Genomic DNA, 25,509 nt, shown 5'->3' on the forward strand with positions numbered 1-25,509 from the left:
GGGAGCAGCAGAATGATTATCAATCACCCCCTTCTGGGCCCGCGCGACGCATCAGAGTTCACCTATCTGGGTGACGCATCTTTGATTAACCGCCCGGATTGGCAGGCCGATAACGCGGCCGAAGCGTTCTATGAGTACGGCTATGTGCGCGACAACCCCGCAGGCAAGCATCAGGAGTTGTGGTTTCACGAGGCTGGCGACCGATCCTGGCTGGTCGTGACCCGTGACACCACCACACATGAGATTTCCAAGGTAGAACTGGCCCGCGACGTGGCCCGCGCGCGGGGGAGATCCAAATGACCCAGAACAACAGGCTGAGCGGTGGCCAGATCGACCGCAACACCACAGTGAACTTCCGGTTCGACAACCGCAGCTATACCGCTCATCCCGGCGATACTCTGGCCTCGGCCCTTTTGGCCAATGATGTGCGGCTTATCGGGCGCTCTTTCAAATACCATCGCCCGCGCGGCTTGCTGACTGCCGGATCCGAGGAACCAAACGGTATTGTTGAGCTGCGTGCAGGCAACCGACAGGAACCCAATACGCGCGCCACCACGATCGAGATGTTTGACGGGCTTGAAGCGCAATCGCAGAATTGTTGGCCAAGCCTGAAATTCGACGCTTTGGGCGTGAACGATCTGTTTTCGAACTTCTTGTCCGCCGGGTTCTACTACAAGACATTCATGTGGCCGGCAGCTTTTTGGGAAAAAGTCTATGAGCCGATCATTCGCCGCGCCGCTGGCCTTGGATCGCTCTCAATGGAGGCCGACCCCGACGAATACGACAAGGGGTTCCGCCATTGTGATCTGCTGATCATTGGTGCGGGCCCATCAGGCTTGATGGCGGCCCTGACAGCGGGGCGCGCGGGTGCAGACGTTATCCTGGCAGATGAAGACTTTCGGTTCGGCGGACGTTTGAACAGCGAGTCGTTCTCGGTCGACGATCAAAGCGCCAGCGACTGGGCCGCGCAGGCTGTCGCGGAACTGTCGAGTATGCCCAATGTCCGCTTGATGACTAGAACAACCGTCATCGGCGCGTTCGATCATGGCATCTACGGTGCTGTTGAACGGACCGGGGATCACGTGGCCACCCTGCCCGCCGGTAAGCCGCGCCAGATCCTGTGGCGTATCTACACCAAGAAGGCTTTGCTGTGTGCTGGCGCGACCGAGCGGCCGATTGCGTTCGAAAACAACGACCGCCCCGGCATAATGATGGCCAGCGCCTTACGGACTTACGCCAACCGGTTTGCGGTGACGGCCTCTCAGCGCGTGGCGATCTTCACCAACAATGACGATGGTCATCGCACCGCCGCCGACTTGCATGCCAAGGGCGTTCACATTTGCGCCGTTGTCGATGTGCGTGAAGATGCTCCGGTCAACTATGACTACGAAGTCTTGCGCGGCGCACAGGTTGTAAACACCAAGGGGCGCCTTGGCCTGACCTTTGTCGAAGTTGCCCTGCCCGACGGCTCGACCCGCACGCTGGAATGCGGCGCGCTGGGCGTTTCGGGTGGATGGAACCCGAATGTGCACCTGACCTGCCATCAGCGCGGTCGTCCGGTCTGGAACGACGATCTGGCCGCCTTTGTGCCCGGTTCAAATCTGCCCGTCGGATTGACTGTCGCGGGTGCAGCGAACGGGGTGATGTCTACGCAAGGTGCATTGCAATCAGGGATGGATGGCGCTGTCGAAGCGATGGAACTGTCCGGCAAACTGCCCGACCTGCCCGAAGCCGAAGATGCCGCGGTTTCGCAGAAACCTTTCTGGTACGTCGAAGGATGCAAACGTGCGTGGCTGGACCAGCAGAATGACGTGACCGTCAAAGACGTCAAGCTCAGCTATCAAGAGGGGTTCCGCTCGGTAGAGCACCTCAAGCGTTATACCACACTGGGCATGGCGACCGATCAGGGCAAGACCTCGAATATCAGCGCCTTGGCGATCATGGCCGAAGTCGCCGGAAAGTCGATCCCCGAAACGGGCACGACAATTTTCCGCCCACCCTACACACCGGTTCCCATCAGCACCTTCGCCGGCCGGATGAAGGGGCAAGAGTTTCACCCCACCCGCCTGACACCTTCACACTACTGGGCCAAGGAACGGGGCGCTGTGTTTGTTGAGGTCGGCAACTGGCTGCGCGCGCAGTGGTTCCCCCTGCCCAGCGAAACTCATTGGCGTGAATCGGTGGATCGCGAAGTCCGCCAAACCCGCGCGTCGGTTGGTGTTTGCGACTGTACGACACTGGGCAAGATAGACGTGCAGGGCACGGACGCAGCTGCATTTCTGAACCGCGTCTACGCCAACGGTTTCGCCAAGCTGGCTGTCGGTAAGACCCGTTACGGTTTGATGCTGCGTGAAGACGGCATGGCTATGGATGACGGCACGGCCGCGCGTCTGGCCGAGGATCATTTTGTTGTTACAACCACCACTGCGAATGCCGTAAGTGTCTATCGCCACATGGAATTTGTGCGCCAATGCTTGTTCCCCGACATGGACGTGCAGTTGATCTCAACCACCGAATCCTGGGCGCAGTATGCGGTTGCCGGTCCAAACTCGCGTAAACTGCTGCAAAAGATTGTCGATCCGGAATTCGATATCTCGAACGAGGCATTCCCGTTCATGGGCTGTGGCAATATCACAGTCTGCGGCGGGCTTCGCGCTCGGCTGTTCCGAATCTCGTTCTCGGGCGAGCTGGCGTTCGAAATAGCTGTGCCGTCGCGCTATGGCGATGCCCTGATGCGACGTTTGATGACCGAAGGCGAAGAGTTCGGCGTTGTCCCCTATGGCACAGAGGCGTTGGGCGTCATGCGGATCGAAAAGGGTCACGCGGCGGGTAACGAGCTGAACGGAACCACAACGGCATTGAACCTTGGAATGGGTAAGATGGTGTCAAAAAAGAAAGACAGCATCGGCTCGATCCTATCTGAGCGTGAGGCTTTGGTTGAACCCGACGTCCTGCGTATGGTCGGGATCAAGCCAGTATCATCCGAAGAGAAAATCACCGCTGGAGGCCATCTGATGAATAGCACCGGACCGGTGGATGCCGCCCACGATCAGGGCTATGTCACTTCGGCTGCGTATTCGCCCATATTGAACAGCAGTATCGGGCTGGGCTTTTTGAAGGACGGCGCAAACCGAATGGGCGAAAAAATGCGCCTTGTATCCCCGTTGACCGATCTGACCGTCGAGGTCGAAATTGTGTCGGCCCATTTCGTTGACCCCGAAGGAGATCGTCTGCGTGCATGATCTAGTTGCAATAACCGCATTGGGCGGGGTTGAGCCGCGTGTTGACACAATAGGCGGGGTTACGTGTACGGAAGTTCCCGGCGTCGCGCTGGCATCAGTCGCCGCGCGTATCGGACAGGAAACCAAGGCCACTAAAGCATTGGCCAAATTGATCGGCGTACCTGCACCCGGTATCGGTCAACATGCCGGGGATCCAGTTACAGCCTTTTGGGCAGGCCCTGATCAATGGATGATCGAAGCACCTTTCGATACGCACGAGGACCTCGCAGATCAGGTGAAACCCGCTTTGGGCGATGCCGCGTCAGTAACGGAACAAACAGACGGGTGGACGCGGTTTGATCTGAGCGGCGATCAAATCCCGGCTGTGCTAGAGCTGTTGTGCACGCTCGACTTACGCAAGATCGAAACGGGCAGCGTCGGCAGATGCTCAATCCATCACATCGGTTGCTTTGTTCTATGCCGGTCGCCCGATGAATACAGCATCTATGGCCCTCGTTCGTCCGCCGGATCCCTGCATCATGCTATTATCTCGGCCCTGCGGTCGGCGCTGTAAGGCGGCCCTCAGACCGATGGCAAAGGCGCATTTCCTTCGACACGGAAACGGTTAATTCGACGTCGGTCTTCGCTGGGGCTAAGCCCAAAGGCGGAACGGTAATGCGTCACAAGAGGCGCCACTGAACCATACCCGATCGCAGCCGCGATATCTGCGATCGGGTCTTTGGTATAAACCACCATCTGCCGTGCCGCCTTCATGCGCATTGCGCGATAGTAATGGCTGGGGCTTTGGCCCGTCGCCTGTTTGAAAGCACGTTCCACCTGGCGCGGCGTAACCCCGATTTGTTGTGCTGCCTCCGCGATGGAAATTGGTTCGCTCATATGACCCGCGAACAGGTCAACACAGCGCGATACCAGAGGCGGAAGACTGTCGCCCGTATCCGGCGTCGTCGCCGTGGGAACCTGTTGACGCACCCCTGCCCCGCGCATCATCGGGTGTTGGAACCAACAAGCGACCTCGTGTGCAACGTCCCGTCCTAGCCGTTCCTCTATCAGATGCAAGGCCAGATCGAACCCGGCCGCGGCGCCGGCTGCGGTGTAGCGTGTGGCTGTTTTCACAATCACCTCGCTACGAGAGTTGATCTCTGGGAATTCAGCAAGAAATGCGGCCTCATAACACCAGTGAACCGAAACAGGCTGCCCCCCCATCACCCCAGACCGGACCAAAGGAAAAACGCCGCCGCTGATCCCCCCCAGAATCGTGCCATGTCGCCCCAGACTACGCAGGGCTCCGTTGGCCACAGTTGGGCTATCAAAAACCGAGGTTGGGCTGCTGAGCAGGAACAGAATGTCGATAGCCTTGCAGTCAGCCAAAGACCGCTCGGCTTCGAACCGGACACCGGCGCTGGATTGCACCTTCTGACGATGTTCTGAGACCAACGACCAGCAGAAAGCCTCTTGCCCGGCAATTTCGTTGGCCGCCCGCAATGGTTCGATCACCGAGGTCAGGCAGGCCATTGGAAAGCCGTCAAACAGCAAAAAGCCGATTTCGATTCTATCTTTCTTGCGCATACGGCTTTCCTAGCAGGAAATCCTCATCAGCCCCATGCGAAGTTCACGCCCAGCGGATCAACCCGATAATCGCCGAAGCCGCGTAAAACCCTTGCAATAACAGGAACGTCCAGCGGCGGTCAACTACCGCCCAGGCTGCGAACAGGCCCGAGGACAGCAACAACAGGCTAAAGCCCAACAGCTCAGCCCCCGTATTTGAAGCGATCAGCAGGGCATAGGCCATGGCCAGCACCGATCCGGAGATTTCGAATACAGTCGTCAAACCTCGCCTGTTAGGGGTATTGATTTGATCCGTCATGCCTCAAGCCTTTCGCACTGGAAGTCGTCCAATAAAGAAAAAACCGCTTAATCGGTTTCGGCATCGATAGATGCCCGCAATTATCCGGGGCAGGTGTGTGGTCAGCACCCAACGCATCGATCGCTGGTTCGTCTTCCCCATGCGCTCTGTTGGCAGTCCGTGGCTTTTTTTGATCAGCGAGTTGTTCAAGACGAGACATGTCATGAGGGCGTTCCTGAGTTTTGACTTTTCCAACCCCTAGCGCAACGCTAGTACGTGACACAAATGAATGATATTGATCCATCAATCTAAAATTGTCATGATATTTTTATGACTGAACGATTGGAAATTGACGCCCTTCGCGCCCTTCTGGCGATTGCGTCCCATGGCGGCGTAACCCGTGCGGCTGAACACCTAGCGCTGTCGCAATCGGCCGTCAGCCACAAGATTAGGCGGTTGGAGCAAACCCTGGGCTGTGATCTGCTTGCGCGGCAGACTGGTGGGCCAATGTTCACTGATTCAGGTTCGCGCCTGTGCGAATACGCCCGCAGAATATGCGCTCTGCACGATGAAGCGCTGTCTAGCCTGGTCAGGAAACCTTTGGCTGGTGCGATCCGGCTGGGCATGACCGAGGATACGGCAACCAGCAACATCGCTCGCATATTGGGACGCTTCACGCGGCTGTATCCAGAGGTCCAGGTTCGCACACGGACCAGCCAAAGTCTGAACGTGCAGGAATGGCTGAAAGCAGGAGAGCTTGATGTAGCCGTCATGCAAGTTTTCCAACACGATGCGCAGCCCGATGACCTTGTCCTGTTCAAGGACACTTTGCATTGGGTAAAGTCGCCGGATTTCCAACTGGACGCGACAGCACCCGTTCCATTCATATCCTTCGACACCCAATGCTTTTATCGCCAGTGGGGATTTGCAGATGGGCAGGTTCAAGGGCACCATCTCGACAACGTTTTGGAATGCCCCAGTGCTGCCGGCATTCAATCTGCTGTTCGGTCCGGTTTGGGCGTTGCCTTACTGAACGGAATGCATGTCACTCCGGACATGGAAGTAATCAACGGCGTTTTCCCGGATCCACCAGCCATTGCATACGTTGCACGCTTACACGTCAAACGACGCAACCCTGCTGCGATCGCGCTGATACAAGAGATCAGCCGCGAGGTTGGAAACGCCAAACCTCTGAAAGCTGTCAGTTAGCTATCTGGTCCGGAAGGATCTGAAACCCGTCGGATCAGGCCTGATCAGTTGCGCGATCCCGTTCCTGTAACGCGCGAATACGCATTCGCTGGGCCGCGTGAATATGAGCGCGCATCGCCAACTCGGCCGCATCCCCATCGAGGGTTTGTAAGGCATCCATTACACGGCGATGCTCGCCGACGGCCTCATCTGCGCTGGTAAAAAAAAGGGACTGAGAGTGTCACGTATAAGCAGGGTTGGATGAATGTTACCGAGGGGGATTGTGGCGGAGAGACAGGGATTCGAACCCTGGAGACGGTTTCCCGCCTACACACTTTCCAGGCGTGCGCCTTCGACCACTCGGCCACCTCTCCGTGCCGGCGATATTTGGACTATCACCGGGGGATTTGCAAGGCCCGATTGAGGTGAAATTTCACACGAAATCGAAAGCCCTGCAAAGGCGGTTAAATCTCGTCCCCGTCACCATCAGCCAAATCAGTCTCAGTCATCTCGACAGGCGCTGAGGATGGCTTTACCGCCGGTGTTTCGTCGGTTTCCTTGGCGGGTTGGGTTACGCCGCCCTGCAACGTCTCGGGATTGCGCAACCAGACGTCTCGTTGTGCAAACGGGATCTCGATCCCTTCAGCGACAAAGCGTTTGTTGATCTCATGGTTCATGTCGGATTTGACCGATAGCACCCAGTTCACATCTCGCAGGATGGCGCGGATTTCAAAGTCCAGAGAATCTGCACCAAACCCCTGGAACACCACGCTGGGGGCTGGATTGGCCAGAACCATCGGATGTGCATTCGCAATCTCACCCAGGATATTTTCTACCAAACGGGTATCCGTTCCGTAGGCGACCCCGACCGGAACAATCACCCGTCCAATCGTATTGCCGCGGGTATAATTCGTGACAACGCCGCTGATCAGATCAGAGTTTGGAACAATTACATCCGTGCGGTCGAACGTCTCAATCCGCGTGGAGCGAACCGAGATATCGCGGACGTAGCCCATCATCCCATTCACGTCGATCCAATCCCCTTTCGAGATTGGACGCTCGACCAGCAGGATAATGCCCGACACAAAATTCGACACGATAGTCTGCAGACCAAAACCGATCCCGACCGACAAAGCACCAGCAACAATGGCCAGAGATGACAGGTTGAAACCGGCAATCGTAATCGCGACCAGTGCAGCCAGAAAAACACCAACATATCCGGTGCCGGACACAATCGCGTTTTGCCCGCCCGGATCAATGCTGGTCTTTGGCAACAAAGAATTGCGCAGCCCGCTTTGCAGCATCCGCGTCAGGCCATAGCCGATGGCAAATATGACGAGGAAAGTAAAGAAGTTGCTGGGCGAGATGGTTACCCCGCCAATGTCAAACCCCTGCAGCAGGCGCGACCAGACTTCCTGCAGGTCGGTTTGACGCGCACCCCAATACAGCGCGAGCACGGGCATAGCCAGAATGGCCATTGCAAACCCGATGAGCACCGCAAACAACGAGTCTTTGGCCTTGTCGCCCTGCCCGCTGAGCCATCCGTAAACAGAAGTTAGGAACCGTTGGACGATAACAAGCGCCGCAATAAGAACCAGCGAACGAACGGCCGGAAAAACGATTGCCTCGGCTGCATTCGTATACCCCAGAATTGCCAGTATCGGGCTGGCGATACCGAGGAAGAACAAGGCACGACGAATGAACTCGACCAGTTGGCTGAACCCGGCAGCACGTGCCGTTGCGGATGGCTCATCTGCATCCACCGGTACGTCGACACTTCGGACGCGACGAACGCGCAGCAGAACCAAAGCTGTAGCGACAATAATCGGAAACGCGACGACAGCGCGCGTCGCATCCGAGATGTTTTCAATCTGATCGAACAGGTTCACCAGTTCGTGCAGGATCATGAGCCCCGCAAGAATGTCCAGGTAGACGCGCAGTTCGGTGACTTTCTGGCGGGATAGCTTTTTGAAACCTTGCGCCGCCTGCAGCACGTAAACCTGCCGGCCAATCCAGTCATAAAACAGGATGATCGCAGCCCAATACGGCACGTTTTCCATCAACAACGTCCCGCGTAGCCCCAGAACGCCGGTCAATACAACCGCCTCAACCAGAAGCCAGACACCAAGCCAAGGCAGGATAATGCGGAGTAGCGATATCAGAAACGTCCATACGCCACTTCCCTGCCCACCCAAGGCCCGCAGCCGTTCACCGGCGGTTTCGGACCAACGTTTGCCGTACAGCAACAGAACGCCAGCGACGAAAACCAAAGCCAGAATACCCAGCCCACGTGACCGTAATCGTTCATGCACCACGTCAGTTTTCAGGTTCCGCCGCGCTTCGTTAAACAACGCTTGCGCGGCTTCATTCACATCAACCCAAGCCGGTCGCCAGCTGGTGGGGTTCAGCGGCGACGGCCCGCGCTCCAAAAGCTCTTTCGTCTGACGGTCCCGCAATAACTTATCTATCTCGGAAATCAGACCATTGGCCCGGCTAAATGCCTCTTCCGAGATGATCTGCGGGACGCGCAAACTGTTCAGTTGCTCGTTTAGGTGTTTTCGGAGTGTCGCAATGTCCTCTGGTTCGGTCGCGTCGCCTTCGGGCGCAGCACCAAGAGCTTTGATCTGGTTTTCAAGCGTCTGAATACGTTCGGTGTTTGCGCCGCGTGCCTGATTGAAATCGTCGCGGTAATCGTTGATCTCAGCGCGCAGGTTTTCGAGCGAAGCATTCGACGCGCGATTGTCCTCGATCACTGTCTCGGCCCGGTCCGCCGTTTTAACCCAGCCCTGATAGTACTCGCTTTGACGATCAGTAAGCTGCGCCGCGACGGGGCCGCACAGCATCGCAAAACATACCGCCACAAGGCTCAGGAACAGGCGAACCTGCCGAAACATCACACGTCCTCAAACACGCCGGGGATACTGCGCGGAGCTTCAGTCATCCAATCGGGCACCGGCAATTCCTTTTCACGCAGGAAGTCCGGGTTGAACAGCTTGGACTGGTATCGCGTGCCATAGTCGCACAGTATTGTCACGATAGTGTGGCCAGGCCCCAGATCCTTGGCTAGGCGCACCGCGCCCGCCATGTTGATGGCCGTCGATCCACCCATGACAAGGCCTTCTTCACGCAGCAGATCAAAGATGTAGGGCAGCGCTTCGTTATCAGTCATCTGATAGGCGAAGTCAGGTTTGAAACCTTCAAGGTTCTTGGTGATGCGCACCTGCCCGATACCTTCCGCGATCGAGCCGCCCTCCATCGCGATTTCGCCGGTGGTGAAATACGAAAACAGCCCTGCTCCCATCGGATCGACGAGGCCGATCTTGACGCCCTTGGGCTGCAACGCCTCGGCTACGCCCGCAAGTGTGCCACCAGAGCCCACAGCACAGACGAACCCATCCACCTTGCCGTCAGTCTGCTCCCAGATTTCAGGGCCGGTTGTTTCCACATGCGCTTGGCGGTTCGCGACATTGTCGAACTGGTTGGCCCAAATCGCACCATTCGGTTCGGTCTTTGCCAGTTCCTCGGCCAAACGGCGCGAATAGTGCACAAAGTTGTTGGGGTTGCGATAAGGCGCGGCCGGAACCTGGACCAGTTGCGCACCTGCTAGCCGCAGCATATCTTTTTTCTCTTCGGACTGCGTCTCGGGGATGACAATGACAGTCTTGAACCCCATCGACGCGCCAACAAGCGCCAGACCGATACCGGTGTTGCCTGCTGTACCTTCGACAATGGTGCCGCCCGGTTTCAAGTCGCCGCGCGCTATAGCATCGCGAATGATGTACAGAGCCGCACGATCCTTTACCGACTGACCCGGGTTCATGAATTCGGCCTTGCCGAGAATCTCGCACCCGGTCTCTTCGCTGATGCGACGCAGACGGATTAGCGGGGTTTTTCCGACTGCGTCGGCAAGGTCTCGTGCAATGCGCATGGCGCCCTCATTTCATTTCGGATCAACGCAGATTTACCTGTGGTGCGCGATGACCACAAGCGGCGAAAGTCATCCGCGCAGACGCGCGCGATGACGTGCAAGCCAATGGGCCAGCGCCAACAGCGGCAAATCCTTGAACCCGTGGCTGTCGACCCTGTCCATGAAGTCCGTGTAGGATAAAATCTGGGTTCGAATATCCTCGCCTTCAGTGGCCAGCCCGCCGTTTTCAATGGTCTTTGTCAGATCAGCCAGCCCAACGTAAAGATACACATACTCGGTCGAAGACCCGCTGGAGGAGTAAGCACCGCCTGCGTATTCCAGTTGGCTCAAAGCAACCTGGGCTTCTTCTTCGGCCTCGCGCAGCGCGGCTTGTTCCGGCGTTTCGCCCGGGTCGATCATTCCCGCAACGGGTTCCCACATCCACGGTTCAGGATCTTCAGTCAAAAAAACCGGCGCTCTGAATTGTTCGACCAACAACACCGTGTCCCGCACCGGATCATATGGCAGAACGATCACGGCACTGCCCTGCATCAGGCTGCTACGGTTAAGTACAGCCCCCATCGAGCCATCGTGCTGGCGATGTTGCAACGCGATTTCTTCAATCGCGAAATAGTTGATATAGGCAGGATTGCGGTCGTGTACGATGACGTCATTGGCGATCTCTCGCTTGTCACCTGTTGCGCGTTGCTGAGCCGCCAGCTTTCCCCAAGCGCGGGTTCGGATCGACGGGAAGCTGCGTGCAATCTGATCTGCATCGACCTTGCCGTAATATCCCACGACCTCTTGCGCAGCGAGCATCGTCAATGCTCCCCACTCATCCAACCAATCCTGCAACGACCAAAGTTGGGCGCGGGTCCAGAGCCCTGGTTCCGGATAGAACACGAGGGCCTGCGCCGTTGTTCCATCGTCCAGATCAACTGTCTGCGCCTTCAGATCGTAATCAAAGCCACCTTCGTAGAAGGTCAACCGGTTTTGATCTTCCTGGGTCAACCTTCGGACCAATAGTCCATTGGCAACACTGGCATCCTCATGCACAATCATGGGAAACACCTGATCCTGTACGCTATAGACTGCGTGGTCTTTCAGCGTCGCCTGAGCAAATTCAAGCTCAGACGCTGGACGACCCAGGACAAGCTCCAGCAATGGCATATGCCGCAGCGTGCCATAGAAAAACAGATCGGACACTGTTGGCTGCTTTCGTATTTGATGTTGTTAGATCAACGCCACCGGCGAGCTGCTTCTTCGGTGGCCAGCCCAGTTAAAATGGCTCCAATAATCAATGTCCACAAGATTTCGGGCGCTATCAGTTGCTGACCATATTCAACGCCGATCTTGAAGATGGAGATCAGCGCCTCGAACGGCCCGTCATACCGATGGCGCATTGCCAGACGAAGCATTTCGTTAACGCCCTGAACAAACAGGCCCCAAAAAACCAGCGCCGCCATCCCGGTCAACCCGTTGTTAATTGCGGAAGTCCAACCCCGACCAGCACGCTTGCCCATGATCCACCATCCGCAGACCACGCCCAAGCCCATGTTCACGTAGGTAAAGCTGCCGTAGTTCTTACCCTCTTCACCGTTTGCGATGATCATGCCAGAAACCAAGAACGCCACGATCAAAAGGCAAAAGCCAGCAATAAGCTTGGGGGCAGTGGGCATTTCTGAAGTCCGTTCCTTAACTCGGTTTCGCTATAGTGATCTGTGTCACATCGCAATTGCCGGTGTCAAAGGCTGCTCCGCAGGCGGTCAAATAATAATTCCACATGCGGCGAAAACGCTCATCAAAGCCCATTTCCGAGATTTCGTCCCACTTATCGTTGAACGTGTCGTACCAGCGGCGCAGGGTCAGGTCATAGCTTTTGCCGAATTCTTTCGATTTGACGACCTTTAACCCCGACTGAGCAACCTGCTCTTTCAAAACCGATGGTGCGGGAAGCATTCCGCCCGGGAAAATATATTTCTGAATGAAATCAATACCATTACGATACACATCCCATCTGTGGTCCGCGACGGTGATGATCTGCAGCGTCGCTTGTGCCCCAGGCTTCAAGCGGTCGCGCACGGTATCAAAATACACGGGCCAGTACTTTTGCCCCACCGCCTCGAACATCTCAATCGAGGCAATGCCGTCATACTGACCGCGCTCATCTCGATAATCTTGCAATTTGAATTCTACCAGGTCAGAAAGACCAGCATTTTCAATCCTTTGGCGTGCAAACTTCAATTGTTCCTGACTGATCGTCAGACCTGTGACCCGTAGGCCACGCTCTTTTGCAGCGTATTCAGCGAACCCACCCCAGCCACAGCCGATCTCAAGAATATGATCTCCGGGTTTTGCGCCCATTTCATCAATCAGGCTGGCATATTTCGCAGTTTGCGCTTTTTCCAGGCTTTCCTGCCCCGTTTCGAACAGAGCGCTGGAATAAGTCATCGTGTCATCAAGCCAAAGACCATAGAACTCATTGCCCAAATCATAATGGTACGAGATGTTCTTCTTGGCCTGCGTCCGGTTGTTCCGATGCAGCCAGAACCGCAGTCGTTCATACATTTGCACAAGGACTTTACCGGTGAAATCATCATAGACGGTTTCATCACCCACATGCACCAAATCCATGAAAGATCGCAGATCCGGTGTGCTCCAGTCACCTTCCAGATATGAGTCGGAAAAACCAAGTTCGCCTTCGCGAACCAACCGGGCAAAAACGTCTGGATTATGGATATCCACACGCGCAACCGGCCCTGGTTTGGCGCCCTCGGTTCGGAAGACACGACCATCCGGCAGTGCGATGTCCAATCGGCCGGATTGCATCCGGCTAACCATTTTGAATACTTGCGCAAAGTATCTGGGCAGGTCTTTCTGCCCGTCTGTGGTCGTTAAAGTCATCCGCTCTCCTCTGTGCGGCCGCGCAAACAGGCTAGGCCGAGTTTGTGTTTGTGGCAAGTTTTCAATTCGTTACTGGTTTTTTCGGTCCTGATACGCTGCCAAGGCCCGCGCCCGACCAGCGGCCAAAGTGACTACGGGCTGAGGGTACGCATCCGTCGAGCCAAGGTTCCATGAAACCGGAACCGCATTAAAATAAGCCAATGCTGTTGCCGGCGGATTGGTTTGTCCTTCGGCAATCCATTGTCGAACAAAGTTCGATTGGGGATCGAATTTTTCCTGCTGTGTTTGCGGATTGAAGATACGAAAAAAGGGGGAAGCGTCTGGTCCGGAACCCGCAACCCATTGCCAACCCATCGCGTTTGCAGCCGGATCCCAGTCAATCAGGCAATCCGCGAACCAATCCATGCCAATTTTCCAGTGGGTCATCAAATGCTTGGTCAGGTAACTTGCGACGATCATCCGGGCCCGATTGTGCATACGACCGGTCACATACATCTGTCGCAACCCGGCATCGACGCCCGGCACACCGGTTTTTGCTTGCTTCCAGGCTACCACTTCAGGAATGTCGGCATCAGTGTTCCATGGAAAACTGTCCCACTCAGACTTCCAGTTACTACTGAGCAGAGACGGCGTGTGATACATCAGGTGATATGCGAATTCGCGCCAGACCAATTGACGCAAATAAGGTTCAACCCCTTGCTCACCGGTCATTCCGGCGCGCTGAACTGCGTGCCAGACACTGCGCGGACCAATTTCACCCAAGGAAAGATACTCGGACAGGTTAGATGTCCCCTCCAAGTCCATTCGATCCCGATGATCCGAGTAATCGGAAATGCGATCCAGAAACTGGTGCAACGCCTCAAACGCGGCGGCTTCGCCAGGTCGGACAAAGGGCGCTACCACGGATTCTCCGCGCCGCATTTGTGAGCCCAGACGCCAATCCTCAAGAGCCTCGGAAACAGGCCATGTTTCAGGTGATCTTAGTTTAGCAAACGGGGCGCTTGGTGCCGGTATGTCCCGGTTTCGCACCGATCGCCACATCGGAGTGAACACGCGGAATGGCTGGCCAGTTTTCGTAGCCACTGTCCAAGGTTCGAACAAAAGATGACCAGCGAAAGACTTAGCTGAAACATCTTGCTCGGTCAGCGCTGTCTTGATTTTTGTGTCCCGGGCAATCGCGTCAGGATCATAAGCCCGAGACCAAAAGACACTGGTTGCTCCGGTTTCAACAACAAGCTCTTGCAGAACAGACAGCGCGTCCCCTTGCCGCAGGATCAGACGGCTGCCAACCGGCTCAAGCGACCGCGAAAATGCCCGCAGGCCCAACCCAAGACGCCATTTGGACGCTGCGCCCAAAGCCTGAACCGTGTGGTCCAATATGAAAAGAGGTATTACGGGACGCCCAGTCTCAACCGCCGCGGATAGAGCTGGGTGGTCCGACAGGCGCAAGTCCCGCCGGAACCATAGGATGATCGGTGTCTGCTCTTGTTCCATATCCGCCCTGGCGTTTTCTTCGGTTACGAAGCCAGAGGGAAACTGGATCACAAAACGTCGTCAAGTGCATTCAAAAGCTGATCAATTTCCTGTTGAGAGGTATAGTGCGTGAAGCTGACCCGCAGAACGCCCTGATCCAGATCGACCCCCATCGCCGTCAACGGACGGACGGCATAGAAATCGCCGCCACCCGCCATGATGCCAAGTTCGGCCAGATCAGCGGCGACGGCTTCGGCGTTGCGATTCAGAGCCAAGGCCACGGTAGGTGCGCGACGATTGGCATCGGATGTTCCGATCAAGCGGACCGCGTTGCGATCTTTGACTGCGTCCAGAACCGGCTGCAGCAATGCGATCTCATGCGAGCGCATCAGATCATGGGCGAACGCGCCACGCTCGGCCGCGTCGCCGTTGGATCCGCTGTGATGGTCACACAAAAGGTCAATATAATCCGCCATGCCCGCGCTGGCCGCAATCTGGGCGTGGTCCGGCCCTGCCGGGGTAAACCGTTGGTATAGAACACCGCCGTTGAAGTAGTGTCCCTGGTTCGGCAGCATTTCCCCCACCGTTCGCCGGATGACCATGCATCCCTGATGCGGCCCATACGTTTTATAGGCCGAAAACAGATAGATATCCGGTCCCAGATCACCAACATTCGGGAACCCGTGCGGGGCGTAAGAAACGCCGTCTACACAGACAAACGCTCCGGCCGCGTGGGCAATTGCGGTGATCTCGGTCACCGGGTTGATTTCTCCGATCACGTTCGAGCAGTGGGGGAAGCAAACCAGACGCACGTTTTCGTCCAGTAAGTTTTCCAGATCCATCGGATTCAAAGAGCCGGTTTCGGGATCAATCTGCCATTCGCGGACTTCAATTCCCTCGGCCTCTAGCCGCCGCCATGGGCCAGAGTTCGCCTCGTGATCCTGATTGGTGACGACGATGGCCTCCCCCGGTTTCATCCATTGACGAAATGCCTGCGCCAGAACGTACGTGTTCTGGGTGGTCGATGGGCCAAAGCTCAGTTCATCGGTCTCGACCCCCAGAATGGCGGCCATACGCACGCGGGTTTCGTCCATTTCCTCACCAGCCAGACGGCTCGCATCGTACGGCGCATAGGGTTGAACTTTGCGCTGCTTGTAGTACCGCGTCAGGCGATCGAGCACCGGCCTGCAAGTATATGACCCACCAGCGTTTTCGAAGAACGCCTGTCCCTCTAGGCTGGGTTCGGAAAAAGCCGGAAACTGTGACCGGACAAAATTGATATCCAGAGTGCTCATGGCACGTCTCTCCTTGATCATGCGCGTTCATCCAAGAGGTGCCCGAGCATGATTTCGGAACCCTCAGAAATCATGGCAGGTCTTCCAGCCTAGTCCACGCCGAACGGTGCAGACAGCCCCTGTGCTGATCGGGCGCAGGAACACGCGTAAATTGCAAGGAGTCCCAGGGTTCGTCAAGCGTGCAGCTTTTCAAAGCGCGCACACAAAAAAGCCGGGCATACGAGCCCGGCTTTTGTTCAATCTGTAAAGCGGTTTAGCCCTGAACTTTGGTGTAGGTCCCCTCACCCGCCAAAATGCCACGGAACCCACCGGGTTCGTCCAGCCCGAAGACGATCAGCGGGAGATTGTTGTCCCGTGCGAGCGCAATGGCCGACGCGTCCATGACGCGCAGGCGCTTGGCAAGCACATCGTCGTAACTGACGGTGTCATAACGTACGGCATCCGCGTGTTCTTTGGGGTCTTTGTCATACACACCGTCGACGCCGTTCTTGCCCATGAAAATCGCCTGGCATGCCATTTCGTTGGCGCGCAGGGTCGCAGCTGTATCTGTGGTGAAATACGGGTTGCCGGTACCGGCGGCAAAGATGCAAACACGTTTCTTTTCAAGGTGGCGCACAGCGCGGCGACGAATATAGGGTTCACAAACTTCATCCATTCGAATTGCAGAGATAACCCGGGTGAATACCCCGACCTCTTCCAGTGCGGACTGCATCCCGAGCGCATTCATAACCGTTGCCAGCATGCCCATGTAGTCGGCCGTTGTCCGCTCCATCCCCTGCGCTGATCCGCTGAGACCGCGAAAGATGTTGCCCCCGCCGATCACCATGCAGATCTCGACCCCCAGATCGTGCACCGATTTGACCTCTTGGGCGATGCGCTGAACAGTTGGCGGATGCAGGCCAAAACCCTGATCACCCATAAGCGCCTCGCCCGAGATTTTCAGCATTACGCGATCGTACTTAGTCTTTGGGGTTTCGGCGGTGTCGGTGGTCGGGGAAAGGCTCATGTTGCGCTCCGGGCTGGCACGGGTTTATTTTCCGGCGCAAAATGAAGCAAAAGCTCCGCAGGTTCAATGCGGTTGGTAAGGAATGAGGCAGTCTAAAATGACCGAACCCGCAAGATCACAGATTTTGGACCGCCTGCCCCATATTCCCGACGGAAGACCTGTGTTGATTGCAGGTCCTACAGCGTCAGGTAAGTCAGCTCTTGCCCTGTTGATAGCCGAGCGGTTCGGCGGTGTCATCGTGAACGCTGATGCCAGTCAGGTTTATGATTGCTGGCGCGTGATTTCAGCCCGCCCATCAGTCGAGGAAGAAACCCGCGCGCCGCATATGTTGTATGGCCATATCGCTTATGATCAGGACTATTCCACAGGCCACTGGCTGCGCGAAGTGAAGCCGCTGCTGAAGAGTGATGCGCGCCCTATTATTGTGGGCGGAACCGGGCTTTATTTTTCGGCGCTGACCGAAGGAATGGCTGATATTCCCCCTACGCCGTCTGAAATCCGGTCCGAAGCCGACGGCCTGGACCTGCAGACGCTGATCGCTGGCGTAGATGCGCGGACACTGTCCCGGATCGACATCCAGAACCGTGCGCGCGTTCAGCGGGCATGGGAAGTGCAGAAAGCCACCAGCCGCAACCTCAGTGACTGGCAGGATGACACCCCTCCCCCAGTTCTGGACGTCTCGGACGCAGTACCCATTGTTTTTGACGTGGATAAACAATGGCTTTTGGACCGTATCACGCGTCGCTTTGATCTGATGCTGGAATCCGGTGCATTGGACGAGGTCGAAAGAATGCGCGACCTTTTTGATCCGTCGCTTCCGGCATTCAAAGCTATCGGCGTACCCGAGTTGATGGCCTATATCGATGGTACGATGACATTGGATGAAGCCCGCGATCGGGCCACGATTTCGACCCGCCAATTCGCCAAACGACAGCGCACCTGGTTTCGCGCCCGCATGAAAAGTTGGAATCGGATCGATTTATCAGAGTGATACCTGCCGCGATTGAAGCCATGTTATTCGCGAACTCACTTGCAAGAAATTCGCGGCGAATCCGCTACCGCTAAACTGAACTTGCCGAAGGATTCTCTTGAGGCGGAAAAAGCTGAGAGCGATAAACTCTGTCCGTCAATGTCGTTTTTGTACCATGAATGACGATTTCGAACATTGACCTATCCCAAATTCTGGTGCCGAATGTCGGTTATGGGGATGTCCAGAATCCGAGATCAGAAAATCCTTGAACCTGCCATCCGGAGTATTCCGGCCTGAGCGGTTCGACACTTCATCCAAAAAAATACTGACTCACAGGGAGTAATATTAATGAAAAATCAGACAATGACCGGAGCACCGATGCACTGGGCCGCTGAGATGCATGCACAGGAATATCGGGACGGCAAACTGAACCGGCGCGAGTTTCTGACCCGCACTACCGGTCTTGGTGTCACTGCAGCCGCAGCCTACGGCATGATCGGCCTGACCGCGCCTGCACATGCGGCAGGCGAAGACGCCAAGAAAGAAGGTGGCACCCTGCGCGTTCAGCAGGAAGTGCGCGCGCTGAAAGACCCACGCACGTATGACTGGTCGCAGATCGCGAACGTCACTCGCGGCACAATGGAATATCTGGTCGAGTACAACTCGGACGGTACATTCCGCGGCATGTTGTTGGAGGGCTGGGAAGTCAACGACGACGCAACCGTATACACTCTGAAAGTCCGTCCGGGCGTCAAATGGAACAACGGCGACGACTTCACCGCAGATGATGTGGCCCGCAATATCGGCCGCTGGTGCGACAAGAGCTCGGAAACCAACTCGATGGCCGGTCGCTTTGCGACACTGATCGACCCGGAATCCGGTCAGGCGATCGACGGCGCGATCGAAGTTGTCGATGCCAACACCGTCAAACTGAATCTGCCAGCTTCTGACATCTCGCTGATTGCGGGCATGGCAGACTACCCGGCGGCGATTGTTCACAGCTCATTCAGCGAAACGGACCTTCTCAACAACGTTGGGACCGGGCCGTACCTGGTCCAGGACCTGGAGGTTGGCGTTAAAGCCACCCTCGTTCGCAACGAGAACCACACATGGTGGGGTGAAGAGGTGTTTGGTCGCCCGGCGTTGGACAGTATCGTCTACATTGACTACGGCACCGACCCATCCGCATGGCTGGCGGCACTGGAGTCCGACGAAGTCGACATGCTATATGAATCAGTTGGTGAATTCATCGACGTGATGGACAGCCTCGGGTACATCAAATCCGAAGTTGTGACCATGAACACCATTGTCATCCGTCCGAACCAGCTGGCCGAGATCGACGGCAAGAAGCCCTACGAAGACAAGCGTGTGCGTCAGGCCCTGCAGATGGCAGTTGATAACTCGATCTGTCTGGAACTGGGTTACGGCGGCCGCGGTTCTCCTGCGGAAAACCACCACGTTGGTCCGATCCACCCAGATTACTTCGAACTACCCCCGCAGAAGGTCGACCCGGAAGGTGCACGCGCGCTGATGGAAGAAGCCGGAATGATCGATTTTGAGCACGAGCTGATCTCGATCGACGACGACTGGCGCCGGAACACCACCGACGCGGTCGCAGCGCAGCTGCGCGACGCTGGCATCAAAGTCAAACGGACAGTTCTGCCGGGCAACACGTTCTGGAACGACTGGGCGAAGTATCCCTACAGCTCGACCAACTGGAACCACCGTCCGCTGGGCGTTCAGATTTGGGCTCTGGCCTATCGAACCGGTGAAGCGTGGAACGAATTTGGCTGGTCCAATGCCGAGTTCGATGCCCTGCTGACAGAAGCATTGGCCATCGCGGATGCGGACAAGCGCCGTGAAGTAGTCGCCAAGGGCGAAGCGATGATCCAGGAAGAAGGCGTCACCATTCAGCCTTACTGGCGTTCGCTGTACCGGCACATGAAAGACGGCCTTGTCGGAACCGACATGCACGTCTCCTTCGAGCACCACCACTATAAGTGGGGTTGGGCGGCCTAAAACCTGCCAGACGTTAATGGGGGCGCCTGATCAGGGCGCCCCTTTCCAGCCGCAGACAGGCCGACACGGGGTCGGATGTCCGAGGCCAGACAATGGTCCAATGATCTGCGGAACACCCGAACAACAGGGGCCATCATGGGACTATTCATCCTCCGACGGTTCGGCGTCATGCTACTCACTGCATTGTGCCTGACTTTCGTGGTCTTTTTTCTGACCAACCTCTACCCGAACCTGGAAAAGCTTGCCAAAACGCAAGGTAACCAGCGGATGTCCGACGAACAGGTTGAGACCTGGCTGGACAATCGCGGTTATCTGCAACCCACTCTCGTCAAGTACGGTCAATGGCTGGGCGTTCTCCCTGGCTTTTCCAAGACACTTGACGACGGTACGTTCCTAGGGACTTGTACCCGCCCGGGATCGACCGAGGAAACGACTCCCAGATATTGCGGCGTATTGCAGGGCGACTGGGGTTACTCAACCGTTTTCAAGGACGAGGTCGGCAGCATCGTGGGCAAGCGTCTGGGCAACACCGGCTATCTGATGTTCTGGGTTCTGGTTCTGATGGTGCCATCAGCATTGTTGGTCGGGGTGTTGGCCGGGATGCGCGAAGGATCGGCGCTGGACCGGTCACTGTCCACCTTCTCGATCATAACAACAGCGACGCCGGAATACGTATCGGGTGTGATTTTCATCGCGATCTTCACTTCATCTACCGTTGGTCTGAAATGGTTCAAGGGTACCGCGACGCAGGCAATGGATAACCCGACCTTTGAGAATTTCTTCCTGCCAGTGCTAACCATCGCGCTGTATGGCATGGGCTATATCGCGCGGATGACGCGCGCTTCGATGACCGAGGTTATGACCGCGCAGTACATTCGAACCGCCCGTCTCAAGGGTGTTTCCTTTGGCAACATCGTTATGAAGCACGCGCTGCGCAACGCGCTGATCGCGCCCTTTACAGTTATCATGCTGCAGTTCCCGTGGCTGCTGAACGGCGTGGTGATTGTCGAGACCTTGTTCAACTACAAGGGCTTTGGCTGGGCGCTGGTGCAGGCGGCGGGCAACAACGACATTCAGCTGTTGCTGGCGATTTCGGTCGTGTCAGTCTTTGTGGTGCTGGTGACGCAGCTGATCTCCGATATCGGCTATGTCTACCTCAACCCGCGCATCCGTATTTCGTAAGGGAGATAGATCATGGAACCTCTAAGCTGGACCGGCTCTATCGCCATTCTGAACCCTATCCTGATGATCGCGCTTGCCGCGTTGATAGTATCAATCGTCGTTTGGATTATCGGAAGCATTGTGCTGCCCGAATCCCCGATGAGCGTGAATATCGACGGCACCATAAGCGGCGGCAACGGGCTACGTGGCCTAACACAAAAGGCCTTGAGATACAGCTTTTCCGCCTGTGTCGCGCTTGCGCTGGCCTATATCGTGCTTGGTATCCTCATGGGGACCAGTGCCGGGATAATCGGAGCGATCTCGCAGCAGTTTCTGCCTGTGTGGTTGTCGTTGATCATCCTGTTTGCAATGTCGATTGCCTTTAAACGCCGCCTCGGCCTTTACGGCAAACTGTTCGACAGCCCCATCGGCATGATCGGCTTTGGCCTTGTGATGTTCTGGGTCTTCACCGGGATCTTCGGTGCGCTGGATCTAATCATCACTCATGATCCGTTGGTTCAGGTCTCGGGCATGAAGAACAAAGTGCCGGGAACGCCGCTGCCAAGCCCCGAAGAAGGTGAGTATGCCTGGTACCTTCTGGGCGGTGACAACCTTGCCCGCGACGTTTTTAGCCGAATGGTCAAAGGTGCGTGGATCGTGGTTCAGATCGCTCCGCTTGCGACCATGTTTGCTTTCATGGTCGGGATCACCCTGGGCCTGCCAGCCGGGTACTATGGCGGACGTCTGGATACGTTCCTGTCGTTCCTGGCCAACCTGATCCTCGCCTTCCCTGTCATCCTGTTGTTCTACCTCTTGGTCACACCGGAAATCGTGGCAACAGGCGTGCCGAACTATATGGCAGCGGTTCTGTTCATATTCCCGATCCTGTTCATCGGCGTTCTTTTGAACTCGCGCTACTACACGCGCCCGAATTTCCGGACACCGCTGCTGATCGGGGTTCTGGGTATCGCACTGTGGCTCTATTTGTCGCTGATTTCGACCGGAGGCTATGTCATCAACACCGATGATTACAGCATCTGGGGTTTGCCAACCTATCTGGACCTGTTCGATATCCCAGGCGGGATTCTTGTGGTGTTCGTCTCGGTGGTCTTTGTGAACTCGCCCACGGTATTCCGCATCGTGCGTGGTCTGGCACTGGACATCAAAACGCGGGATTACGTGGCAGCGGCACAGACCCGTGGCGAAGGTCCGTGGTACATCATGCTGTGGGAAATCCTGCCCAATGCACGTGGACCGCTGATCGTCGATTTCTGTCTGCGCATCGGCTATACGACCATCCTGTTGGGAACCTTGGGTTTCTTCGGGTTGGGCCTTCCACCGGAAAGCCCGGACTGGGGTTCAACGATCAACGAAGGGCGCAAGCTGTTGTCGATCTATCTGCACCCTGCCCTTCCACCTGCCTTTGCGCTGCTGTCGCTGGTTCTTGGTCTGAACCTGCTTGCGGATGGGCTGCGCGAAGAAAGCCTGAAGGATTGATGTGAGAGAGACCGGGGGCTTTGCCCCCGGACCCCAGGATATTTTTAGCCAGATGAAGGGGATCCCCGGACTCTCGCGAGGAGATACAAGATGAACAAATTGGCGGAATATGACGGCCCGATCCTTGAGATCGACAAACTGTCGATTTCTTTCTTCACCCGCCTACGGGAAATACCGGCGGTTATGGACTTTTCCGTAAGTGTGCAGCCCGGCGAGGCCGTGGGGTTGGTTGGAGAATCCGGTTGCGGCAAGTCTACTGTTGCGCTTGGTGTCATGCAGGATCTGGGTAAGAACGGTCGTGTCGTTGGCGGTACGATCAAGTTCAAGGGACGCGACCTGTCGGAAATGACGAAAGAGGAACTGCGCGATATTCGTGGCAATGAGATCGCGATGATCTATCAGGAACCGATGGCCTCGCTGAATCCGGCGATGAAAATCGGCAAACAGCTGATGGAAGTGCCGATGATCCATGAGGGTGTTGGCGCAGAGGAGGCCTATGCCCGCGCCTTGGAGGTGGTCACGGATGTGCGCCTGCCCGATCCAGAGCGGATGCTGAATTCATTCCCGCACCAATTGTCAGGTGGTCAGCAACAGCGGATCGTAATCGCGATGGCGCTGATGTCCAAACCGGCGCTGTTGATCCTCGATGAGCCAACTACCGCCCTGGATGTGACGGTCGAAGCCGCGGTTGTCGAATTGGTCAAAGATCTGGGCAAGAAGTACGGCACATCAATGCTGTTCATCAGCCACAATCTTGGTTTGGTTCTGGAAACCTGCGACCGGCTTTGCGTGATGTATTCAGGCGAGGCGGTCGAGCGCGGCTCGATCCACGATGTGTTCGACGAAATGCAACACCCCTACACGCAGGCACTGTTCCGCTCTATCCCGCTGCCGGGTGCGGACAAGAACGCGCGCCCGCTGGTGGCTATTCCGGGGAACTTCCCCTTGCCCCACGAACGCCCGCCGGGATGTAACTTTGGCCCGCGCTGCGACTATTTCGAAGAAGGCCGCTGCGACGCCCAGAACATTATCATGGCACCTGTGCCTGGTAATGACCGGCACCACACGCGCTGTCTGAAGTTCAGCGAAATCGACTGGAACGCACCAATCACTGTGGGCGAACAGAAGGAAAAAGGTGAAATCGGGCGCACCGTCCTGAAAATGGACAACCTCAAGAAATACTATGAGGTAGCCGCAAACGCCTTGTTCGGAGGTGGCGAGAAGAAGGTCGTGAAGGCCAACGAAACGCTTAGCTTCGAGGCACATGAGTCTGAAACGTTGGCCATCGTGGGTGAGTCCGGTTGTGGTAAATCCACCTTTGCCAAAGTTCTGATGGGTCTCGAGACGGCAACAGACGGGCAGATCCTGCTGGACAACCGTAATATCGAAGACGTGCCCATCGAAGAGCGTGACGCCAAGACCGTGGGTGAAGTTCAGATGGTGTTCCAGAACCCGTTTGACACACTGAACCCCTCGATGACCGTTGGACGGCAGATCATTCGTGCGTTGGAAATCTTTGGCGTGGGAAATTCCGAGGCCGAGCGTAAACAGCGCATGCTGGAATTGTTGGATCTGGTGAAGCTGCCTCGTGCCTTTGCCGAACGAATGCCACGTCAGCTGTCCGGCGGCCAGAAACAGCGCGTCGGTATCGCACGTGCGTTTGCAGGGGACGCGCGGATCGTCGTTGCGGATGAACCTGTGTCAGCGTTGGATGTGTCCGTTCAGGCGGCAGTGACAGACTTGCTTATGGAGATCCAGCGAGAGCACAAGACCACCCTGCTGTTCATCAGTCACGACCTATCGATTGTGCGCTATCTCAGCGACCGGGTGATGGTGATGTACTTGGGCCATGTGGTCGAACTCGGGACTACCGATCAAGTATTCTCACCACCCTATCACCCCTACACCGAAGCACTGCTGAGCGCTGTGCCCATTGCGGATACTTCGGTTGAAAAAGAACATATCGTATTGGAAGGCGACATCCCTTCAGCCATGAATCCGCCTCCGGGATGCCCGTTCCAGACGCGCTGCCGCTGGAAGTCCGAAGTGGCCGGCGGATTGTGTGAAAAAGATGTGCCACCGGTGAAAACGCTAGCGGACGGACATCAGGTCAAATGCCACCTGTCCGACGAAGTACTGGCCCGCATGGAGCCGGTCATCAAAATCGCGGCAGAGTAACAGCCCAAACGAAAAGAACCGGCCAATGCGCCGGTTCTTTTTTGACTAGGCTTGGCTTTGATCAGCCGCCCCAGATCACTTTCACATAGTTCTGTGTCTCTTTGTACGGCGGCACGCCACCGTGCTTTTCTACGGCTTTCGGGCCCGCGTTGTAGGCAGCCAACGCCAGACGCCAGGACTTGAATTTGCGGTACTGCCACGACAGATACCGGGCTCCACCTTCAAGATTCTGTTTGGGATCATGTGGGTTCACACCCAATAGTCGGGCAGTTCCGGGCATCAGCTGCGCCAGTCCCAAAGCACCCTTGTGCGATACCGCGTGGGGATTCCATCCGCTTTCCTGCTGAACCAACCGCAGGAACAGTTCTTCCGGGACACTGTGTTTTCGGGCAGCTTGCCGCGCCAGAGCCAGGTATTGGCCGCGATACTTTCCGTTATACCGCTTGATGACCTGTGTTGGCTGCGCAGTCTTCGGCTTCAATCGCTCAGAACCGCGGTATTGGGTGGCAGCGCGCGAATCCAGAATCTTGGATTGTTTAAGGAAAATGTCCTTACGGCTTTTGGTGGACAGGGTGTCAGCCGTAGCTGGAACCGAAACCAGCGCAAGGCACAGAACAGAAAAACAACCAACTAGAAAACGCATTTATGCCAATCCCGCTCGCTCTCGAACCCAACCGATTATAGATATTTCAGGCAAGAATGAAAGCTTGGTAAACAGAACCCGCGGAATTTCTTGTCGACCGTTGCACACATCAACTGTGTTTTAACCACGACGCAGGCCGTATAGGGTCGCATAGATACATCGCGCCAGATTCGGGCGCACTCG

At 56.3% G+C, this 25,509-nt stretch carries 20 protein-coding genes, 1 tRNA gene and 1 pseudogene; 9 read left to right on the forward strand and 13 right to left on the reverse strand.

Annotated features, from left to right (window positions below; translation table 11 throughout):
- The first annotated feature begins 12 nt into the window (after nt 1-12).
- The 3 genes from GOW92_RS02445 to GOW92_RS02455 are packed head-to-tail and all read left to right on the forward strand — an operon-like array spanning nt 13 to nt 3,795.
- Nucleotides 13-300: a sarcosine oxidase subunit delta gene (locus tag GOW92_RS02445; protein ID WP_170557649.1), complete on the forward strand. Its 288-nt coding sequence runs from the start codon at nt 13-15 to the stop codon at nt 298-300.
- Complete coding sequence (locus tag GOW92_RS02450) at nt 297-3,242, forward strand: sarcosine oxidase subunit alpha family protein (protein WP_170557651.1); 2,946 nt, start codon at nt 297-299, stop codon at nt 3,240-3,242. Before GOW92_RS02445 ends, GOW92_RS02450 begins: the two co-directional genes overlap by 4 nt.
- Nucleotides 3,235-3,795 (forward strand): sarcosine oxidase subunit gamma, encoded by a 561-nt coding sequence (locus GOW92_RS02455; protein WP_170557653.1) that lies wholly within the window; start codon nt 3,235-3,237, stop codon nt 3,793-3,795. The genes GOW92_RS02450 and GOW92_RS02455 overlap by 8 nt, the downstream gene beginning before the upstream one ends.
- Before the next feature lie 8 nt (nt 3,796-3,803).
- Here GOW92_RS02455 and GOW92_RS02460 read toward each other — a convergent pair whose 3' ends face one another.
- Nucleotides 3,804-4,808 (reverse strand): GlxA family transcriptional regulator, encoded by a 1,005-nt coding sequence (locus tag GOW92_RS02460; RefSeq protein WP_170557655.1) that lies wholly within the window; start codon nt 4,806-4,808, stop codon nt 3,804-3,806.
- 43 nt (nt 4,809-4,851) lie between these two features.
- Nucleotides 4,852-5,106 carry a hypothetical protein gene (locus GOW92_RS02465; RefSeq protein WP_170557657.1) on the reverse strand — a complete coding sequence of 85 codons (255 nt, stop codon included), beginning with the start codon at nt 5,104-5,106 and terminating at the stop codon, nt 4,852-4,854.
- Nucleotides 5,107-5,415: 309 nt separating this feature from the next.
- Here GOW92_RS02465 and GOW92_RS02470 point away from each other — a divergent pair, with 309 nt between their 5' ends.
- Nucleotides 5,416-6,294 carry a LysR family transcriptional regulator gene (locus GOW92_RS02470; RefSeq protein ID WP_170557659.1) on the forward strand — a complete coding sequence of 293 codons (879 nt, stop codon included), beginning with the start codon at nt 5,416-5,418 and terminating at the stop codon, nt 6,292-6,294.
- Nucleotides 6,295-6,328: 34 nt separating this feature from the next.
- On the opposite strand, the pseudogene GOW92_RS25115 reads toward GOW92_RS02470, so the two are convergent.
- The 10 genes and pseudogenes from GOW92_RS25115 to pyrH form a co-directional block, all read right to left on the reverse strand.
- Nucleotides 6,329-6,478 (reverse strand): annotated as a pseudogene (locus GOW92_RS25115) (GntR family transcriptional regulator); the annotation flags it as partial.
- 79 nt (nt 6,479-6,557) lie between these two features.
- Nucleotides 6,558-6,647 (reverse strand) — tRNA-Ser (locus GOW92_RS02480).
- Nucleotides 6,648-6,737: 90 nt separating this feature from the next.
- Nucleotides 6,738-9,167 (reverse strand): DUF3772 domain-containing protein, encoded by a 2,430-nt coding sequence (locus GOW92_RS02485; RefSeq protein ID WP_170557663.1) that lies wholly within the window; start codon nt 9,165-9,167, stop codon nt 6,738-6,740.
- Nucleotides 9,167-10,201: a cysteine synthase A gene (locus GOW92_RS02490; RefSeq protein WP_170557665.1), complete on the reverse strand. Its 1,035-nt coding sequence runs from the start codon at nt 10,199-10,201 to the stop codon at nt 9,167-9,169. Before GOW92_RS02490 ends, GOW92_RS02485 begins: the two co-directional genes overlap by 1 nt.
- A 69-nt stretch (nt 10,202-10,270) precedes the next feature.
- Nucleotides 10,271-11,386: an NUDIX domain-containing protein gene (locus GOW92_RS02495; protein WP_170557667.1), complete on the reverse strand. Its 1,116-nt coding sequence runs from the start codon at nt 11,384-11,386 to the stop codon at nt 10,271-10,273.
- Between the two features lie 32 nt (nt 11,387-11,418).
- Nucleotides 11,419-11,859 carry a TrgA family protein gene (locus tag GOW92_RS02500; protein ID WP_170557669.1) on the reverse strand — a complete coding sequence of 147 codons (441 nt, stop codon included), beginning with the start codon at nt 11,857-11,859 and terminating at the stop codon, nt 11,419-11,421.
- 16 nt (nt 11,860-11,875) lie between these two features.
- Nucleotides 11,876-13,084: an SAM-dependent methyltransferase gene (locus GOW92_RS02505; protein ID WP_170557671.1), complete on the reverse strand. Its 1,209-nt coding sequence runs from the start codon at nt 13,082-13,084 to the stop codon at nt 11,876-11,878.
- A gap of 69 nt (nt 13,085-13,153) precedes the next feature.
- Nucleotides 13,154-14,578, reverse strand: a complete 1,425-nt coding sequence (locus GOW92_RS02510; protein ID WP_170559310.1) for a cryptochrome/photolyase family protein — start codon at nt 14,576-14,578, stop codon at nt 13,154-13,156.
- Nucleotides 14,579-14,625: 47 nt separating this feature from the next.
- On the reverse strand, nt 14,626-15,852 hold the full coding sequence (locus GOW92_RS02515) for an aminotransferase class V-fold PLP-dependent enzyme (protein WP_170557673.1): 1,227 nt from the start codon (nt 15,850-15,852) through the stop codon (nt 14,626-14,628).
- A 253-nt stretch (nt 15,853-16,105) separates the two neighbouring features.
- On the reverse strand, nt 16,106-16,858 hold the full coding sequence (gene pyrH / locus GOW92_RS02520; protein ID WP_170557675.1) for a UMP kinase: 753 nt from the start codon (nt 16,856-16,858) through the stop codon (nt 16,106-16,108).
- A gap of 97 nt (nt 16,859-16,955) precedes the next feature.
- Between pyrH and miaA the strand changes: the two genes are divergently transcribed.
- From miaA to GOW92_RS02545, 5 genes are all read left to right on the forward strand, one after another.
- Nucleotides 16,956-17,849, forward strand: a complete 894-nt coding sequence (gene miaA, locus GOW92_RS02525; protein ID WP_170557677.1) for a tRNA (adenosine(37)-N6)-dimethylallyltransferase MiaA — start codon at nt 16,956-16,958, stop codon at nt 17,847-17,849.
- A 327-nt stretch (nt 17,850-18,176) separates the two neighbouring features.
- Nucleotides 18,177-19,847, forward strand: a complete 1,671-nt coding sequence (locus tag GOW92_RS02530; RefSeq protein ID WP_170557679.1) for an ABC transporter substrate-binding protein — start codon at nt 18,177-18,179, stop codon at nt 19,845-19,847.
- A 135-nt stretch (nt 19,848-19,982) separates the two neighbouring features.
- Entirely contained in the window at nt 19,983-21,029 is a 1,047-nt protein-coding gene (locus tag GOW92_RS02535) for an ABC transporter permease (protein ID WP_170559312.1), read from the forward strand.
- A gap of 12 nt (nt 21,030-21,041) precedes the next feature.
- On the forward strand, nt 21,042-22,505 hold the full coding sequence (locus GOW92_RS25450) for an ABC transporter permease (RefSeq protein WP_170557682.1): 1,464 nt from the start codon (nt 21,042-21,044) through the stop codon (nt 22,503-22,505).
- A 90-nt stretch (nt 22,506-22,595) separates the two neighbouring features.
- A complete protein-coding gene (locus GOW92_RS02545) occupies nt 22,596-24,683 on the forward strand; it encodes a dipeptide ABC transporter ATP-binding protein (RefSeq protein ID WP_170557683.1) in 2,088 nt (695 codons plus the stop codon).
- 61 nt (nt 24,684-24,744) lie between these two features.
- Here GOW92_RS02545 and GOW92_RS02550 read toward each other — a convergent pair whose 3' ends face one another.
- The gene (locus tag GOW92_RS02550) at nt 24,745-25,326 is read right to left on the reverse strand and encodes a lytic transglycosylase domain-containing protein (RefSeq protein WP_170557686.1); all 582 of its coding nucleotides are present in this window, start codon (nt 25,324-25,326) and stop codon (nt 24,745-24,747) included.
- Between the last annotated feature and the right edge of the window lie 183 nt (nt 25,327-25,509).

Source organism: Ruegeria atlantica, from assembly GCF_013032505.1.
GTDB lineage: Bacteria > Pseudomonadota > Alphaproteobacteria > Rhodobacterales > Rhodobacteraceae > Ruegeria > Ruegeria atlantica_F.

Bases quoted from the DNA above. Each gene is read 5' to 3' on its own strand.
- GOW92_RS02515 (WP_170557673.1), bottom strand. From the start codon at position 15,852: ATGAGCACTCTGGATATCAATTTTGTCCGGTCACAGTTTCCGGCTTTT.
- GOW92_RS02450 (WP_170557651.1), top strand. From the start codon at position 297: ATGACCCAGAACAACAGGCTGAGCGGTGGCCAGATCGACCGCAACACC.
- GOW92_RS02510 (WP_170559310.1), bottom strand. From the start codon at position 14,578: ATGGAACAAGAGCAGACACCGATCATCCTATGGTTCCGGCGGGACTTG.
- GOW92_RS02485 (WP_170557663.1), bottom strand. From the start codon at position 9,167: ATGTTTCGGCAGGTTCGCCTGTTCCTGAGCCTTGTGGCGGTATGTTTT.
- GOW92_RS02505 (WP_170557671.1), bottom strand. From the start codon at position 13,084: ATGACTTTAACGACCACAGACGGGCAGAAAGACCTGCCCAGATACTTT.
- GOW92_RS02545 (WP_170557683.1), top strand. From the start codon at position 22,596: ATGAACAAATTGGCGGAATATGACGGCCCGATCCTTGAGATCGACAAA.
- GOW92_RS02490 (WP_170557665.1), bottom strand. From the start codon at position 10,201: ATGCGCATTGCACGAGACCTTGCCGACGCAGTCGGAAAAACCCCGCTA.
- GOW92_RS02550 (WP_170557686.1), bottom strand. From the start codon at position 25,326: ATGCGTTTTCTAGTTGGTTGTTTTTCTGTTCTGTGCCTTGCGCTGGTT.
- GOW92_RS02465 (WP_170557657.1), bottom strand. From the start codon at position 5,106: ATGACGGATCAAATCAATACCCCTAACAGGCGAGGTTTGACGACTGTA.
- pyrH (WP_170557675.1), bottom strand. From the start codon at position 16,858: ATGAGCCTTTCCCCGACCACCGACACCGCCGAAACCCCAAAGACTAAG.
- GOW92_RS25450 (WP_170557682.1), top strand. From the start codon at position 21,042: ATGGAACCTCTAAGCTGGACCGGCTCTATCGCCATTCTGAACCCTATC.
- GOW92_RS02445 (WP_170557649.1), top strand. From the start codon at position 13: ATGATTATCAATCACCCCCTTCTGGGCCCGCGCGACGCATCAGAGTTC.
- GOW92_RS02535 (WP_170559312.1), top strand. From the start codon at position 19,983: ATGGGACTATTCATCCTCCGACGGTTCGGCGTCATGCTACTCACTGCA.
- GOW92_RS02500 (WP_170557669.1), bottom strand. From the start codon at position 11,859: ATGCCCACTGCCCCCAAGCTTATTGCTGGCTTTTGCCTTTTGATCGTG.
- GOW92_RS02460 (WP_170557655.1), bottom strand. From the start codon at position 4,808: ATGCGCAAGAAAGATAGAATCGAAATCGGCTTTTTGCTGTTTGACGGC.
- GOW92_RS02470 (WP_170557659.1), top strand. From the start codon at position 5,416: ATGACTGAACGATTGGAAATTGACGCCCTTCGCGCCCTTCTGGCGATT.
- miaA (WP_170557677.1), top strand. From the start codon at position 16,956: ATGACCGAACCCGCAAGATCACAGATTTTGGACCGCCTGCCCCATATT.
- GOW92_RS02530 (WP_170557679.1), top strand. From the start codon at position 18,177: ATGAAAAATCAGACAATGACCGGAGCACCGATGCACTGGGCCGCTGAG.